This window comes from Streptomyces lomondensis, assembly GCF_014651035.1.
Lineage (GTDB): Bacteria > Actinomycetota > Actinomycetes > Streptomycetales > Streptomycetaceae > Streptomyces > Streptomyces lomondensis.
In genome coordinates this window covers 521,851-538,625 of sequence record NZ_BMWC01000005.1, presented here as the reverse complement: position 1 = coordinate 538,625, position 16,775 = coordinate 521,851, and the positions used below count along the sequence as shown (strand labels likewise).

10 protein-coding genes and 3 pseudogenes are annotated in these 16,775 nt (G+C 71.5%); 9 read left to right on the top strand and 4 right to left on the bottom strand.

The annotated features are described in order from the left end of the window. The first annotated feature begins 4 nt into the window (after positions 1-4). Positions 5-679, top strand: a complete 675-nt coding sequence (locus IE255_RS20670; protein ID WP_190051803.1) for a 4'-phosphopantetheinyl transferase family protein — start codon at positions 5-7, stop codon at positions 677-679. A 159-nt stretch (positions 680-838) separates the two neighbouring features. Here the strand turns inward: IE255_RS20670 and IE255_RS20665 are convergent, their stop codons facing one another. After that, positions 839-1,072 carry a hypothetical protein gene (locus tag IE255_RS20665; protein ID WP_190051802.1) on the bottom strand — a complete coding sequence of 78 codons (234 nt, stop codon included), beginning with the start codon at positions 1,070-1,072 and terminating at the stop codon, positions 839-841. Between the two features lie 243 nt (positions 1,073-1,315). Between IE255_RS20665 and IE255_RS20660 the strand changes: the two genes are divergently transcribed. Continuing rightward, positions 1,316-2,977, top strand: a complete 1,662-nt coding sequence (locus IE255_RS20660; RefSeq protein ID WP_190051801.1) for an N-6 DNA methylase — start codon at positions 1,316-1,318, stop codon at positions 2,975-2,977. Positions 2,978-2,989: 12 nt separating this feature from the next. Here the strand turns inward: IE255_RS20660 and IE255_RS20655 are convergent. Next, positions 2,990-3,967 (bottom strand): annotated as a pseudogene (locus IE255_RS20655) (3'-5' exonuclease); the annotation flags it as partial. A 39-nt stretch (positions 3,968-4,006) separates the two neighbouring features. Next, positions 4,007-4,312 (bottom strand): annotated as a pseudogene (locus IE255_RS40400) (ATP-binding protein); the annotation flags it as partial. A 23-nt stretch (positions 4,313-4,335) separates the two neighbouring features. Here IE255_RS40400 and IE255_RS20650 point away from each other — a divergent pair. Together IE255_RS20650 and IE255_RS20645 are read left to right on the top strand one after the other, a co-directional pair. After that, on the top strand, positions 4,336-4,815 hold the full coding sequence (locus IE255_RS20650; RefSeq protein WP_190051855.1) for a helix-turn-helix domain-containing protein: 480 nt from the start codon (positions 4,336-4,338) through the stop codon (positions 4,813-4,815). Further along, a pseudogene (locus IE255_RS20645) lies at positions 4,812-4,995 on the top strand (DUF397 domain-containing protein). Before IE255_RS20650 ends, IE255_RS20645 begins: the two are co-directional and overlap by 4 nt. Before the next feature lie 53 nt (positions 4,996-5,048). Here the strand turns inward: IE255_RS20645 and IE255_RS20640 are convergent. Then, positions 5,049-6,191 (bottom strand): EcsC family protein, encoded by a 1,143-nt coding sequence (locus tag IE255_RS20640; protein ID WP_190051799.1) that lies wholly within the window; start codon positions 6,189-6,191, stop codon positions 5,049-5,051. A 466-nt stretch (positions 6,192-6,657) separates the two neighbouring features. Between IE255_RS20640 and IE255_RS20635 the strand changes: the two genes are divergently transcribed. From IE255_RS20635 to IE255_RS20615, 5 genes are all read left to right on the top strand, one after another. Continuing rightward, entirely contained in the window at positions 6,658-8,211 is a 1,554-nt protein-coding gene (locus IE255_RS20635) for a TIGR02677 family protein (RefSeq protein WP_190051798.1), read from the top strand. After that, positions 8,208-9,524: a TIGR02678 family protein gene (locus IE255_RS20630; RefSeq protein WP_190051797.1), complete on the top strand. Its 1,317-nt coding sequence runs from the start codon at positions 8,208-8,210 to the stop codon at positions 9,522-9,524. The genes IE255_RS20635 and IE255_RS20630 overlap by 4 nt, the downstream gene beginning before the upstream one ends. Further along, entirely contained in the window at positions 9,521-13,654 is a 4,134-nt protein-coding gene (locus tag IE255_RS20625; RefSeq protein WP_190051796.1) for a TIGR02680 family protein, read from the top strand. The genes IE255_RS20630 and IE255_RS20625 overlap by 4 nt, the downstream gene beginning before the upstream one ends. Continuing rightward, positions 13,651-14,901, top strand: coding sequence for a TIGR02679 family protein (locus IE255_RS20620; RefSeq protein WP_190051795.1), 1,251 nt, complete (start codon positions 13,651-13,653; stop codon positions 14,899-14,901). Before IE255_RS20625 ends, IE255_RS20620 begins: the two co-directional genes overlap by 4 nt. Before the next feature lie 290 nt (positions 14,902-15,191). Beyond that, complete coding sequence (locus tag IE255_RS20615; RefSeq protein WP_234560125.1) at positions 15,192-16,724, top strand: fused MFS/spermidine synthase; 1,533 nt, start codon at positions 15,192-15,194, stop codon at positions 16,722-16,724. Positions 16,725-16,775 lie beyond the last annotated feature (51 nt).

Below are 16,775 nucleotides of genomic sequence, written 5' to 3'. Positions count from 1 at the left end.
AGCGGTGTCCACGGTCCTGGTCTTCGACGTCGACCGGCTCTCGGAGGCCGACACGGACCGGTTGTACCGGGCCGTGCCGGCGGAGCGGCGGGCCCGCGCGGACAGGCTCCACTTCGCGGCGGACCGGAGACGGTGCCTGGCGGCGGGGGCGCTGCTGCGCTACGCGCTCCTGGCCCGCCACGGCCTGACGCCGAGCGACCTGGACACGGCGCGGGACGCGTTCGGCAAGCCGTACCTCGTGCGCGTCCCCGGGCTGCACTTCAGCCTCTCGCACGCGGGGAGGTGGGTGGCCTGCGCGACGAGCGGCACGGAGATCGGCGTGGACATCGAGCACACCGCCGCCGGCGCCGTCGACATCTCCCATCGCTTCGCCCCGGACGAGCACGCCTACGTCGTCGCCGCGCCCGCCGGCCGACGGGCCCGGCGGCTGGTGCGGATCTGGACCCTCAAGGAGAGCTACGTGAAGTACCTGGGACGGGGACTGGGCGTCCCGATGGACTCCTTCAGCGTGACGGCCCCGGACCGGCGCCCCCGGGTCCTGCGGGGCACGCTCGACACCCGGCCCCGCCTGAAGCAGGTGGCCCACGGGGACGACTACTGGCTCGCCGAGTGCTGCCGGGACGACAGCGGGATCTCCGTCGTGGAGCCCACCCGGGAAGACCTCCTCGCCGTGTGCTGACGGCCGTCGCCGACCGGATCCGGGCCCGGTCGGCAACCGGTTCGCGCCCTCGGACCACATGCCCCCGACGGGGACCGACGGGGGCATTCCCTCATCTGTGTCCGGGCCCTGGGGCGACCGGCCCGGCAGCCGTTCTGGCGGGCGCGGTGGTCGGGGACGTCAGGATGCTTCGGGCGGGCGGTGGACGGTGTCGAACACGTGCGTCCAGGCATGCTGCCAGGGCCAGTTACTCGGCAGGTGCAGGGTGAGGCGCCGGGCGCGGCGCACGATCAGACGGGCGGTGACCTGCTCGCTGATGAGTTCACCGGTGTCGGGATCGGGCACGGCGGTGGGGTAGGTGATCTGCTGCCATGCGGTGTCTTCGATGGCCAGGACGGCTCGTTTGACGGACACCGGCGCTGTAGAACTGCGCGTCCGCCCGCAGGATGCGTATGCCGGCGCAGCCGGCCTCGCGGGCGGTGGTCAGTGCCTCGCTGACAAGCTTCGGGGCGCCGCGAGAGCCGGCCGCTTTGCCGCGGCGCATCCGCACGGTGGCGATCACCGGCCGGGAGGTGGGTGTGCAGATATCAGTCCTTGTTGACGTCGTCAACGGGTAAGCCTTGGAAAGGGTGGACGCCTCTGTGTACGGTGGCGAGTATGTCAGACACACCCGCTCCCCAGGCCGGACCGCTGGTCACCGGTTCCGAGATCGCCCGGCTCGCGGGCGTCACTCGTGCTGCCGTCTCCAACTGGAGACGGCGGTACGCCGACTTTCCGACACCCGTTGGCGGTGGTTCGGGCAGCCCCCTCTTCGCTCTCGCCGAGGTGCAGGCATGGCTGGACAAGCAGCGTAAGGGGCAGGACGTCTCGGAGGACGTGCAGCTGTGGCAAGCGCTGCGGGGGGCCTACGGCGACGACATGCTGGGCGCACTCGCCGACGCCGCTCGGCTGCTGACCGACCCGGCAGCAGACGTGCGCGGCAGCCTGCCGCCAGAGGCAGTCCGTCTGCTCAGCGCCGCGGCGGAAGGAGCCTCGGCAGGCGAGACGGCGAACAGTCTCGCGGAACGCTTCACCGATTCCGTCCGCCGTGCTGGGTCGGATCTGGTGACCTCATCGCGCATCGTCCGCGCTGTGCGGCACATGGTCGGAGATATCGAGGCCGACGCGGTCGTCTTCGATCCGGCCTGTGGTATCGGCACGTTGCTTCTGGCCATCGGGCCCGAGCAGGGGCCGCGCCGGTGCGGCCAGGAGGCCGACGCACGCAGCGCGCGCTTCGCACAACTGCGGGCCGATCTCAATCGACGTACCGGAGTCGACATCGTTCCTGGAGACTCCCTCCGCGACGATCAGTGGCCGGACCTGAGAGCGGACGTGGTCGTCTGCGACCCACCGGTCGCCGACACCGACTGGGGGCGTGAGGAACTGCTCCTCGATTCCCGTTGGGAGTTCGGTACCCCGTCCCGTGCCGAAGGTGAACTGGCCTGGCTGCAGCACGCCTACGCGCACACCGCGCCGGGCGGACGTGTACTCATGGTCATGCCGGCATCGGTTGCCTACCGCAAGGCAGGCCGCCGTATCCGAGCCGAGCTCGTACGGCGCGGTGTTCTGACCCAGGTCATCGCCCTGCCGCCCGGAAGCGCGGCCTCGCACGCGCTTCCGGTGCAACTCTGGCAGCTGCGTCGGCCGGAGTCACCGGGTGACGCGGCGACCAGCGTCCGCATGGTGGACCTGACCGAGAACGACCCGGACGGCTCACTGGAACCGAGGCCCGATCAGACGGTGGACGTGCCGTTGATCGAACTGCTCGATGATGCCGTGGATCTCACTCCGGGACGGCACGTCAGCGAGTCCCATCGTGACTACGTAGCCGAATACGACCGTCTGCGGCAGGAGTTGACGCAACAGGTCCGTCGACTGTCCGAGCTGCTGCCCCACCTGGCCGAGGGGCGAGGGGCCGGGGTTCCGGACGGCCCGTCCGTCAGCGTCGCCGACCTCGCGCGTGCCGGACTCGTGGACTACGGCGATTCCGAGCCGGTCTCCGTGAGCGACCAACTCGACACCGACTTCCTCCGGGGTTTCCTGCGCAGCACCTCGAACACCCGCCGCTCCACCAGTGCAAGCGGCACCTTCCGATTCGATGCGAAGGGCGCTCGCATCCCCCAGATGGAGATCGCCGAACAGCGCCGCTACGGCGCCGCGTTCCGGGCGTTGCAGGAGTTCGAGGAGCGGGCACGGAGGATGGCCGAACTGAGCAAGGAGGCTGCCGCACTGGCCCGGGACGGGCTGAGCAGTGGCGCCCTCACACCCCCGCCCGAGTGACATACGGCTGGTTCAGCGCGGAACGAAGGGACTGGGCTCCCCGCTCCACGACACCGCCAGCGCCTCGCGTGCCCGGGTGCACGCGACGAACAGCAGACAGCGCTCCCGCAGCAGATCCGACTCGTGCTGCAGGGCGTCCACCGAGGCAGGGGTGACCTCACGCGAGAAGGGCACCGCCCTCGCCGTCACACCGAGGACGGCCACGCAGCGGAACTCCAGCCCCTTCATGGCGTGCATGGTGGAGAGGCGCACGCCCTCCGCCTGCGGCCCTGGGGTGTCCCGGACCCGGGCCACCGGAACACCGGCCGCGGACAGCTTGTCGTACACCTTGTCCAGCAGCACGTTGAAGCGGGTGCACACACCGATCTCCGAGGGGCGGATGCCCTGGGAGAGCCAGCCCTCCACCCGCTCGACCAGCGCGGCGACCTCGGCCTGTTCCGCCCCGTACCCGTCGACGTGCGGTCTGCGTCCGTGCAGGAGCGAGCGATAGCCCGCCAAGGAGTCGCTGCCGTCACCGGCCAGGTCCTCGACGGTGACGGGGCTCAGGATCCCCGTCGACCAGGACAGGATCTCCTCGGTGCTGCGGTAGTTGACGCGCAGACGGTGCGTGCGGCCCGTCACCGAGATGCCCAGGGAGCCGAGCGACACCCTGGAGTCGTAGATCCGCTGGTGCGGGTCGCCTGTGATGAACAGGTCGTCGCTGCCGGGTGCCACGGCGCCGCGCAGGACACGCCACTGCGCCGGGTGCAGATCCTGGGCCTCGTCCACCACCACGTGGTCGTGCGTGGGGGAGGAGGCGGTGAGCAGTTCGGCGGCACGCGCGCATATCCCGAGGTGCGTCGCGGCCTTCTGATCGCGGAGCATGGACTCGAACAACTCGACGGCGGGCCAGAGCTGTTCCCGCCGCGCGGGCGACAGCGCGCTGCCGCGGCCACGCCGTGAGGCGGCACGGTAGGCGTCCCAGCTGCGCAGATCCTGAGCGAGGAGGAGACCGCGGCCCGACTCGGCGTTCTCCCCCGGGAGCGGTGCAGTGGCGAGTACGGGGATCTGGTCGCCGCGAGCGTCGCTGACCGCGATGCGGAGGGTGCCGACCGTGGTGTCGAGGCGGAGGACGAGCCGGAAGTCGCGGCCCCGCACCCGGCCGTGCAGGGCCGCGTTGGCGGCGAGTTCGGCGACGATCTGCTCACCTCGTTCGGTGACGGCGGGTGACACCTCCCAGGCGCGGAACTGCTCGGAGGCGAGCAGCCGGGCCAGGCGGGCGCCGCGGCGGGTGGAGGACAGCAGCTGGGCGAACTTGCGGGGCGCGGCCTGTACTTGAGGCGTGGTGCTGTTCATGGGGCCACCGTGGCGGGGGCGTGATCCAGAGGGGGCGGTCCTTACTCGGCGTCAGCGTACGGGTACGCAGGGTGGGACCGGAGTGCGACCCCTCGGACAGTCTGCGGACGTTCGGGACCGTCGTCCAGGCCCTGCGGGAGCACGCGGGGTTCAGCAGGGTGGAGTTCGGGGAGGTGGTGCGGTTCTCCAAGCACACCGTGGAGTCGGTGGAGCTGGGGAGGCGGATGCCGGACGAGTCCTTCGTGCAGCGAGGGGATGTGACGCTGCAGATCGTGCCGTTGGAGGCAGGGTTGCATGCCTGTCTGGATGGGCCGGTGCGGCTTCTGGAGACTCCGAAGGGCCAGAGGCTCACGTACTCCGAAGGTCAGCAGAACGGTCGTCTCATCTCCGACCCGAAAGAGGTGAGTCTGCTCTACCAGCGCTATGACACACTGCGCTCGCAGGCGGCCCTGACCGCCAAGGACTCGCGGGGTTTGCTGGAGCGACTCCGAGGAGAACTATGAGCACGACGGAACTGGCGTGGTTCAAGTCCAGCCAGCGGCAGCCAGGGGGACAGCTGCGTCGAGGTCGCCGTCATCGAAAAGGCCGTGCACGTACGTGACTCCAAGGACGTGACTCGCCCGCACTTCGCCGTCGGGCGTGAGGAGTGGTCGTGGTTCGTGGGGTTCGCAGCGGGGTCCTGAGCCGGGTCGTCCCGGCGGTCGCGTGATGACGTGCACCGCCGGGACACAAGGGGTCAGTGGAGGTCGGGTCCGCCTGCCTCGACGATCTCGTCCAGCACGCTGATCTCCTCGTCGGCGTCCTCCGACACGTCGGGGTCGTCGCCGACAAACGGTCCGGGCGCCTCCTCGTCAGCGAGATGCGGGTACTTCTCCAGGAGGAACCGCCGCCGGTACGCCATCTCGGCGGCGTCGACAATCCCCTCCAGGGTGGTCCAGTTGAGGGTGCCTCCTACGACGATCCCGAACGCGGGTACGGCCTTGCCGAGTCCCTTCTTGGTGAGACGGAAGCCGAACGCCTTCGCGAACTGCGCGGAGACCTTGGTGACGACCGACTCACTGAGGACTTCCCACGTCTTGCCGCGGAAGAGCGCCTGGGTGAGCCGCGAGATGTCGGCCATCGCGGCGTTCTTGGCGGTGGCCGAACTAGCCGTCCCGACGTTGACGACGGACATCACGAAGAGTTTCTCGGCAGGCTCTTCGGGGTCGTAGCCGTAGAACAGCGAGACCTGGCCGACGGCGCGGGACGCGAGTCCGAGGACGGCTGCGGTATCGGCGGCGAACGCGCCCGCGATCGCACCTCCCGAAGGCGCTGCGGCGGCGCCGGCGGAGGCGGCGAGGACGAGTTCTCCTCCGGAGATCACAAGTCCCGCGCCCGCTCCCGAGAGCGCCGCGGCGGCCGGGTAGTACCAGCTCGCCTTCCGTCCACGGACAGCGTCGACCAACTGCAAGTCGAGGCGGCGCAGGTCGGAAAGCGACTCGACCTCGTGTCCGCGCTTCTTGTGGAGCGCCACCACACGCTTGGAGGAGAGTCCCGCTCGCGAGACCCGCCCCAGGGTCTGCCGTACGGACTGGACGGCCGTACCGCTCCAGTCCGGCAGGGCGTCGGCGGCTCCGCGAGCCCCGGCACCGACCTTCTGAGCGCCCTTGGTAACGAATTGCTGTCCACGCGAAACCGCCGATTGGGCCCGTGGGTGGTTCTCCAGTTGCTTCGCGGCACGCTTGCCGAGTTTCGCGACGCCGCTGGCCACGTGCTCGCCGGCGTTGGTCATCGCTCGTGACAGTGGGCGGCCCCTGAACTGCTGGATGGCACGCCATGCCTCGAGCTCGTAGTCCGACGGAAGCCGATCGGGCTGCTGCGGGTACTGCGGGTCGCTCATGGTCCGTGGAGCTCCTGTCTCTGGGACGAGCTGTCAGACGGGGTGGCGGGGGCCGTGGCCCGGGGGCGTGGTGAGCGGGGAGGTGTAGGTCTCGCCGTCGATGAGAGGCTTGAACTTGCGGCGGCACTGTGGTCGAGCTCGCCCAGCAGAAGGTGCTGCCCTGCCGTCGACGAGCTCGTGGATCACTGCCGCTCCTCTGATCTCATGCACGCGTTCTCGCCGTCCCCCGGGTGAACGCGCCCCCCTCTGCACCTACCGCGCGGCCCATCGTCTCAGAACAGAAGGCGACGCAACCGTCACAGTACACTAAGGTCGATATATTCGATAGGTGTTTACGTGTTGACGCTGTTAACATGCTCTGCTGCCACGTCGGTTGTTCCGGGACTCGCCCCTGAATGTCGGGGTCGCCCTCTACGGTGGAGGTTCCGGATGCCGCTGAGGCGATGGGGGGAGGAGGGCCACAGGCATGCGCAGGGTTCCACCAGAGATGTTCCGGTTCACGACGGTGGAGAGGTCCGATCTGTACGGGGCGGTGCTGGAGGCCTTCGGTGCGGCCGGCGAGCATCTGGAGACGGCGCTGGGGCTCGACGCGGTGCGCGAACGGCTGCGCGCGGTGGGCTGGGCGGCGGCGGTCGAGGACGAGGACCTGCATGAGGCGCTCAGAAAACTCGTGCAGTGGGAGCTGCTCGACGTCGTGCACAACCACGCGGAGAACTACCGCACGGCCGAGGAGTACGAACGGCGCAACCTCCAGTACTCGCTGACCCGCCGGGGTGAGGCAGCTCTCGCCGGCTTGCGGCACGCGCTTGAGGTGCTGGCGTCCACGGGGGCGCTGCAGACGGCCGTGCTGGAGGCCATCGCCGACCGGCTGGACGAGCTGTGCCTGCTGTCCGGCGAACCCGCCTCGGCCGATCGACGGATCTTCAGCACGTTGCGCGAGCTGGAGGGGCATCTGGAGGCCCTGGTGGAGAACACCAAGGCGTTCAACGGCGAACTGCAGCGCCTCCTGCGTGCCGAAGGCGCGGATCTGGAGGTGTTCCGCGAGGTCAAGGCCGCGACCGTCGCGTATCTCCAGGAGTTCCTGGTCAACCTCGACCGGCGCGGGCAGGCGGTCGCCGCCGCCGTGGCCCGGGTGGAGGAGCGGGGGACCGTCGTACTGCGCGAGCGAGCCCTGCGCGGGGCCGAGCTGCCGCCCGTGGCCGGTGAGGACCCCGCGGCCGGCTGGCTGGAGAGCAGGCGGGCGCGCTGGGTGGGTTTGCGGGCATGGTTCCTGCCGGACGACGGGTCACGACCCCGGATCGAGCAGCTGCACGACATCGCCCGGCGGGCGATCGTCTCGCTGCTGCAGGTACTGGAGCGGATCAACGAGTCACGGCGCCGCTCCTCCAGCGCGGTGCAGGACTTCCGGGAGCTGGCGCGCTGGTTCGCCGCGGCCCCCGCGGAGGAAGATCTGCACCGGCTGTGGTCGGCGGCCTTCGGGCTCGGCCCGGCGCGCCACGCCCATCTCGCCCATCCCGACCCGGAGTTGATCCCATCGTCCCATTCCTGGTCCGAGGCCCCGCCCGTGGAGGTGTCGGCGCTGCTGCGGACCAGCGGACGGACGGAGCGCTTCACCCGCACGGCCCGGGTGCGGGACGTCGCGGCGATCAGGGCCGAGCGCGCGGAGCGGGCCCGCGCGGAGCGAGCGGAACTCGCGCGTGCCTGGAGGGTGCTGGAGACGGACGGACCCGTGCGCCTGTCCTCCTTCGGCGCACTGGATCCCGCCGTCTTCGACCGGCTGCTCGACCTGCTGGGCCGGGCCCTGTCCGCCCAGCCCGACGCGGGCGGCCTGCGGCGCGCCGTGACGGGGGACGGCCGGGTGGAGATCGCGCTGTCTCCGCCCCCTGACGAGCGTACCGCCGTACTGCGCACGACGAAGGGCGCACTGGCCGGGCCGGACTACGTCGTGCACATCACGGCGGCGGGAGGAGCGAGCGCCTTCCCGCGCGTCCGCGCCGCGCGACGGGAGACAGCCGGATGAGCACCCTCGCCAACCAACTCGCGGCAGCGGAGCGGGAGGAGGTCGCCCGCGCCGTCCGTCTCCTGCTGGCCCGACCCCTGCTCACCGAGGCCGCCGACCCGGCCGGCTTCGAACTGGTACGCCGCCGTCGCGAGCCGCTGGCGCAGTGGTTCGACTACACCTGCGGCTGGAGCCTGGTGGTGGAGCCTCGCCGCGGCTACGCCCGCCTCACCAAGGTCCGCGCCGACCCGGACGGCTCCCGGCCGGCCCGCAGGGCGCGCTCCGGACGGGCCCCGTTCGACCGCCGGCGTTACGTGCTGCTGTGCGTGACCGCGGCCGAGCTGCTGTCGATGCCGATGACGACCATCGGTATGGTCGCCGACCGTGTCGTGCAGGCCACGGCGGCCGACCGGGCGCTGGCCGCGTTCGACCCGGTTCACAAGCCGGAGCGGATGGCGTTCGTCGACGCCCTGAAGCTGCTGGAGTCGTACGACGTGCTGCGCGCGGTCGACGGGACCACCGAGGCGTACGTCGAGTCCGCCGAGGCAAAGGTCCTCTACCGGGTGGACACCACGCTGCTGATGCGGCTGCCCGCCGCGCCCGTCGGTGCCTCCCGGCTCGCCGTACCCCCGGACGAGGTGCCCGCGCGGTTCGAGGAACTCCTGACGGGCCTCGTACGGGAGCGCCGCTACGGCGGCACGCTCGCCGACGGCACGACGGACGAGGCGCACAGCGAGACCGCCGCCACGGACGCACAACGCAACCTGAGGCTGCGCCACTCGGTGCTGCGCCGCCTCTTCGACGACCCCGTGCTGTACCGGACGGAACTCACCGACGACGAACTGGCGTACGTCACCTCCCTGACCGGACGCCAGATCCTGCGCCGCTCGGTCGAGCAGGCCGGCTTCCTCCTGGAGGAGCGCGCCGAGGGCTTCCTGCTCGTGGACCCCGACGGGCTCGCCACCGATGTCCGCTTCCCCGACGACACGTCCACCGCCCGGGTCGCCGCGCTGCTCATCCTGGAGCCGCTGTGCGCCGCGCCCGCCGGGCTGCTGCCCGAGCAGCTCGCCGAGGCCGGAGCGGATCTGCTGCGCCGCTTCCCGCGGTGGGCCAGGGCGTATCAGTCCGAGGACGGCGCGGCCCGGTTGTCCGACGACGCCGTACGCGTACTGCGTGACGTCGGCCTGGCCCGCCGGGCCGGGGGGCGTGTCGTCGCGTGCCCGGCCGCGTACCGCTACCGCCTGACGGGGACGACGAGTTCGGGTACGGAGGACAGGCCGACGGCAGGCGGCACGGCTTCCGGGGACGTCGCCGCGGAAGGAGACCAGCAGTGAGCGTGACAGAGCTTCCCCTCCCGCGAGGGCCCGAGGAGTCCACCGAGCCGCCGACGCGGGTGCCGGACACCGCCCGCCGCCGCTGGCAGCCGCACCGCGCGGGCATCCTCAACGTCTGGCGCTACTACGACGAGACGTTCACCTTCCACCAGGGCCGCCTGCTGCTGCGCGGCCAGAACGGTTCGGGCAAGTCCAAGGCCCTGGAACTTCTGCTGCCGTTCCTCTTCGACGCCAGCCTCCGCCCCAACCGTCTGTCCACGTTCGGCGGTTCGGAACGCACCATGCACTGGAACCTGCTGGGCGAGGGTGCCTCCGGCAAGACCCGCGTCGGGTACGTGTGGATGGAGTTCCGCCGCGTCGGCGACAACGGCACCGAGCAGTGGTTCGGCTTCGGGGCGCGCCTGCAGGCGAGCGTGCACACCAGCACGGTCCACGCCGACTACTTCACCACCGGCTCCAGAATCGCCCACCCCGACGGTGTGCTCCTCGTCAACGAGGCGGGACAGCCCCTGACCCGGGCCGCCCTCGCCGAAGCCCTGCGCGACCGCGGCGAAGTCCATGCCTCGGCCACCGACTACCGCACGGCCGTACGGCGTGAACTCTTCGCCGGCATGGGGGAGCAGCGTTACGAGTCGCTGCTGTCCGCCCTGCTCCAGCTGCGCCAGCCAAAACTGTCCGAACGGCTCGACCCGTCCCTGCTCTCCACTCTGCTGTCCCGCGCCCTGCCCCCGCTGGGCGAGGGAGAGATCGCCGAACTCGCCGAGGGCTTCGAGCGGCTGGACCGGCAGCGCGAACACCTCAAGCGGCTCGACGACGAGGTGACGGCGGCCGAGACCGTCGCGTCCCGGCAGCGCGCCTACGCACGAAGGGTTCTGCGTGCCGGATCCGCCGCGCTGATCTCGGCCACCACCGAGATGGACAACCTCACCCGCGTCGCCCGCCAGAGCGCCGAGGAGCTCGAACAGGCCCTGGCGGAGCGCGAGTCGGCTCAGAAGCGGCGCGAGGAAGAGGAGCTGCGCGCGCACGCGTTGGAGGAGACCGTCGAGGGCCTGCGCGAGAGTGACGCGTACAAGCAAGGCGAGGAACTCGACCGGCTCCGCCGTCGCACCGAAGACGTGACAGCTGCCGCCGGGAGGCAGCGAGCCGCTGCCCAGGCGGCGCAGGCCCAGTCGGAGGAGGACCGGCGGCACGCCGACGAGGCGGCGGGCCAGGCCCGCACCCTCGACGAGCACGAGCGCGAAGCCGCCGGGGAAGCACACAGGTCGGCCCGGGCAGCAGGGCTGGAGTCCATCCACCACGAGGTGAGGACGATCCTCGACGCGGATCCCGCGGTGGCCTTCCACGACAGCGCGGGGCGCGACCAAGGTTCCGGCTCCCCGCGCACGACGGCCGAGAACGGGGCGCGACAAGCCCGTCGGCTGCTGCGCGGGGCGGTCACCGCCCGACGGCAGCAGGTCACCCTCGTCACCGAGGCGATCGACGAGCACGATCGCGTGGTACGCGCCCGAGGCGCCGCCGAGGAACTGCTGGACGAGGCCCGCACCCGGCTCGCGGAGGCGATCGCCAGGCGGGACCAGGCGGCCGGCGCCTGGGACGACGCCCTTGCCGCGCAGGCGGAACAGCTGCTCGCCTGGGCCGAGGACTGCACGGAACTACGGATCACCGACTTCGAGGAACTGGTGGCCAGAGCAGCGGTCGAGGCCGAGGTGGCGGCCCTGGCCGAAGCCGCCGCGCGCCCGCTGGAACAGGAGATCGCCACGGCGGAAGCCACCACCCGAGCCGCACGTCAGGGCCTGCGGGACGAGCGGAGCCGGCTGGAGGAGGAGATGCGACGGCTGAGCGGTGAAACCGACCTGCAGCCCGTGCCCCCGCACACCCGCACCACCGTCCGCACCGCGACGGCGGGAGCACCCCTGTGGCGGCTGGTCGCCTTCCGCGAAGGTGTCCCGCTCCCGGTTCAGGCCGCGGTCGAGGCCGCACTGGAGGCGTCGGGCCTCCTGGATGCCTGGGTCAGCCCCTACGACGGGATCACGCTGCCGGGACACGACACCCGCGCCGAGGCGGCCCTGGCCGTGACCGCCCCGGGGCACAGCCTCCTGGAGGTACTGAGGCCCGAGGAGGACATCCCCGTCCCGGCCGACACCGTGACCCGTATCCTCACCGGCATCGCGTACGGCTCGACGCTGCCCGGCGGGCACCCCGCGGCCGTCTCCGCCGACGGCGCCTGGCGTCTCGCGCTCGCCACCGGGACCTGGAGCAAGCCGGAACCGACCCACATCGGCGCCCTCGCGCGGCAGCGGGCCCGGCAGCGCAGAATCGGCGAACTGACCGACCGCATCGGCGAGGCGAACGCAGCCCTCGCCACGCTCGACGACCAGCTGCGCGGCCTCGCCGCTCGCCGCGCCCGGCTGGACGCCGACCGCGCCGCCCGCCCCGACCACCGGGAACTCGACGCCCGGCGGCGTGACTGGGACCGCGCCGAGGAAAGGGTGGCAGCTCGGGACGACGCCGTGCGCGACGCCGCCGGGCATCTGGCCCGGTGCGAGAGCGAGGTGGCGGGCGCGCTGCGCGCGCTCGACCGCCGGGCCGCGGAACACGGGCTGCCCACCGACCGCGACCGGTTGCGTGAACTCTCCGCCGCCATCGACAGGTTCCGGGACACCGCCGACAGCTGGGTGGACGCCCGCCTCGCCGCGATCGCCGCCGCCGACCGGGCCCACCAGAGGGCCGCGCAGGCAGACCGATCCCGCCGGGCCGCCGAGGAACAGGCCGAGGGCTCGGCCGCCGCCGAAGCGGAGGCGGCGGGGCTGAAGGCGCGCCTGGAGGCGGTGGAAGCCACCGTCGGCGAGGACTACCGACAGATCGTCGCACGCGTCGCGGAGGCGCGCGCCGAGCTGCGTCGCTGCCGTGAGGAGGCCGGCCGGGCGGCCGATCTCCTGCTGCGCCTGGAAGGACGTATCGGAGAACTGCGGGCCACCAGCGGCCAGGACGCCGAACGACGCGAACAGGCCGTCGCGGCCCGGGACGCTGCGGCACATCGGTTCCGGCACCTGTGCCTGGCCGGACTGGCCGAGGACGCCGGCATCACACCGGAACTCGATGCCGGTGACGGCACCAAGGCCACCCTGGAGGCCGCCCGCGCCACAGCGGCGAAGTGGCCGAGCGTCCCGCACGCCCCGCGCAACCTGGGCGACGCCGCGACCCGCCTGTCCGAAGCGGTCCACGAGGCCCGCCAGCGCCTCGGCGCCCGCGCCGACCTGGACCTGGAACCGGACGACGACATCCAGCTCTTCACCGCCACCCTTGACGGTGTACGCGTGGGGGCGACGGGCCTGCTCACCACGCTCACCCAGGAGCGCGACCGCAGCCGGGACGACATCACGACCGCCGAGCGGCGTCTCTTCGACCAGATTCTCACCGGCGACATCCGCCGCCACCTCGCGGCGCGCATCCGTCAGGCCGGTGAACTCGTCGACCGCATGAACGGGCACCTGGAGCGGGTCCGTACCGCCTCCAACGTCGCCGTCCAACTCGTCTGGGACGTCCGTCCCGACCTTCCGGACAGCACCCGCACCGCCCGTCAGCTGCTGCTGAAGGACCCCGGCCGGGTCACCGAGACCGACCGGGAGGCCCTGCACGCCTTCTTCCGCGCCCGTATCGAGGAGGCCAAGGGCAGTGACACGGCCGCGAGCTGGGAGGAACAGCTCGGCGAAGTACTCGACTACACCGCCTGGCACCGCTTCACCGTACGCCTCGACCGGGCGAACGGGACCGGCTGGCAGCCGCTGACCAAGAAGCTGCACGGCGCACTCTCCGGCGGGGAGAAGGCCATAGCCCTGCATCTGCCGCTGTTCGCCGCCGTCGCCGCCCACTACGAGGCCGTGCCCCTGGCACCCCGGCCCATCCTTCTGGACGAGGTCTTCGTCGGCGTCGACACCGTCAACCGCGGACAGGTCTTCGCCCTGCTCACCGCACTCGACCTGGACCTCGTGGTCACCTCCGACCACGAGTGGTGCACCTACGGCGAGTTGCCCGGTATCGCCGTCCACCAACTCCTCACCGACGGGGACGACGACGCGGTCACCAGCGCGCGCTTCGTCTGGAACGGCACCGACCTGGAGGCGGGATGACCCACCCGGAACCGGCCCCGGGCGAACGCACCCTGCGCCGCCCCGAGCTACGCCCGCTCTGGCACACGGTCCACGACCGCCTCTCCTCCGGCCGCCCCGTCACACGAGTGCGCCTCGGCCCGCTCGACGACGCCCAGCGCGAAGCCCTCGCCGACCTCCTCGGCCTGGACCGGCTGCCGGACGCCCGGCCCTCCGTCGACCTGGCCCGACTGCAAGAAGCCGTCACCGAGCTGTGCGGCCGTACCGTGCGCGAAACCGTCACCGAACTCGTCGGCCCCCTGGGCGACCGAGCGGGCGAGCGGCGCCGCCAAGAGGACGAACGCGCCGAGCTGTGGACCTGGCTGGCCGACCACGACATTGTGAGGGCCCAGCCCGCGCTCTCCGCATGGGTCGCCTCCTGCCGAGCCGCCGGGCTGGTCGGAGCCTCATCGGAACGCACCCGGTCTCTGCTGACAGACGCGCTCACGGTGCTCGGGGAACTACCCGCGCGGGCGGAGCCACTGCCCGTCTTCGCCGCCCGAGTCCTGAACGGTCATGCGCACGCACTCGACGACGGCACACCTGTGTCCACGCTCGTCCTGCGTGCACTGGCAGCCCTTCACGACACCGCCGCGCCTCAGTCCGCCGCGGACCGGCGAACCCTGTGGACTCGCGCGGGCATCGCCGACGACGACGTATCCGCCACCGTTCTCGTCGCTGGACTGCGCCCGTCCGGCGATGGCCCGCTCGCCCGCGTGTCCCGCGTATGTGCCGAGGCCGGACAGGCCGCCAGCCTGACTCTCGCCCAACTGCGTGCCCCGGGCGAGTTCACTCTGGCCGCTGCCCCCGTGCCCGTTGTCCACGCCGTGGAGAACCCCAGCATCCTGGCGCTCGCGGTACGCCGCTTCGGCCCGGACTGCCCGTCGCTTGTGTGCACATCCGGCTGGCCCAACAGCGCGGCCATCCATCTCCTCCGCCTCCTCGCGGACCAGGGCGCCACCCTCCGGTACCACGGCGACTTCGATGGAGAAGGCATTCGCATCGCCGCGTATCTCCTGGACAAGACGCCGGCCCGCCCCTGGCGCATGACGGCCGCGGACTACCGTGCCGTGGTCGCCCGCACATCGCACGGCCCTCAGCCCGGCCGACTTACGGAGGCACCCTGGGATCCTGAACTGACGCGCGCGATGTCCGAGCATGGCACCGCAGTGGTCGAGGAACTGGTGGCCGACGTCCTGTTGGCGGACCTCGCTGCAGAGGTTCGGTAAGGATGTCGCCCGGCTGGTCGTTGACGCTCGTTTGACGCTCCGGGCGTCCGAAAGCCCCTTCAACTGCGGCGAGATCGGCCACTGAACTGCGGTTACGCCAGATTTCCCGCGTCGTGACGCCTTTCCCATGACGCATCACGTGGAACGCATGGCCGTGCTCGAACCGGCCGCGAAGGGGCCCTGGCCTGCGGTTCGTCGGCCGTACGCAGCTGTGGCGCGCCGTCGCCTCGGCGGGTCTCTTCGGGAACGACCGACCTCGCCTCGATGAGTCGCGTGCAAGGATGTCGCCCGTGACCGGATTGTCTTCCTCGCCTGTCGCCGAGGACACGCCTGGCAACTACGGCCTGGGTCCCCGTGCCGCCGCCGTTCTCGTGTTCGGGTCCTCGGCCGCGGTCCTGGTGGTGGAGATCGTCGCTCTGCGGCTGCTGGCTCCCTACCTCGGCCTCACGCTCGAGACCAGCACCTTGGTGATCGGCATCGCCCTCACCGCGATCGCCCTCGGCTCCTGGATGGGTGGGCGCATCGCCGATCAGGTCGAGCCTCGCCGGCTCCTGGGCCCCTCGCTCGGGGTGTCGGGAGCGGTCGTGGCGCTCACCCCCGCCGTGCTGCGCAGCACCGCGGAGTGGGCGCCGGAGTTGCTCCTGCTGATCGCGTCGCTGACCATCCTCGTGCCGGGCGCGCTGCTCTCGGCGGTGACGCCGATCGTGACCAAGCTGCGTCTCACCAGCCTCGCCGAGACCGGAACGGTGGTCGGCCGGCTGTCCGGCGTCGGCACCGCCGGTGCCATCGCCGGCACCGTCCTCACCGGCTTCGTGCTCGTTTCGCGGTTTCCGGTCAGCGGCATACTGATCGGCCTCGGCACCCTGCTGGTGGCCGGCTCGGCGCTGGTCGAGTGGCGAACGCGTGGCTGGAGCGGCGCCCCTGCCCTGGCACTCGTGGTCGTGGCCGGCGGCCTCGCCACCACGGTCGCGCCCGGTGCCTGCGACACGGAGACCCGGTACCACTGCGCACGGGTCGTCGCGGACCCCGAGCGGGACAGCGGCCGCACCCTCGTCCTTGACGGTCTGCGGCACTCCTACGTCGACCTCGACGACCCGGCCTTCCTCGAGTTCGCGTATGTGCGCGCCATCGCGTCGGTGGTCGATGCCGCCTTTCCCGAAGGCGAGCCACTCGCCGCCCACCACCTGGGCGGCGGCGGGCTCACCTTTCCCCGTTACCTCGCGGACACGCGGCCCGGGACGCGCAGCCTCGTCTCCGAGATCGACGGCGGGGTCGTGCGCATCGACCGCGACCAACTCGGCCTGAGACCGGGAGACGGTATCGACGTACGCGTCGAGGACGGCAGGCTCGGCCTGCGGCGACTGGAGACCGGCAGCCGTGACCTCGTCGTCGGCGACGCCTTCGGGGGCGTCAGCGTGCCGTGGCACCTCACCACGGTGGAAGCGATGACCGACGTGCGGAGGGTGCTGGACGAGGACGGCCTGTACGTCGCCAACCTCATCGATCACGGTGGTATGGCCTTCGCACGTGCCGAAGTGGCCACCCTCAGCGAGACCTTCGAGCATGTCGCCCTCGTCGGAGAACCCGCAGATATCGGCCTCGACCCGACCGCCACCCCTCAGGGCGGCAATCTGGTGGCGATCGGCTCCGACCGGCCGGTCGACGTACGGGCGACCCAGGAAGCACTGGACGCCCGGCAGACCGGCTGGAAGATCACCTCTGGTGACGACCTCACCACCTGGATCGGCGACGCCCAACTGCTCACCGACGACTACGCACCCGTCGACCAGCTCCTCGAGCCCTACAGCCCACGGAGCAGCTGAACAACCCCCCGGAGCGGGTTGTCGAACTCCACGACGTGGCGACGTCTTGAC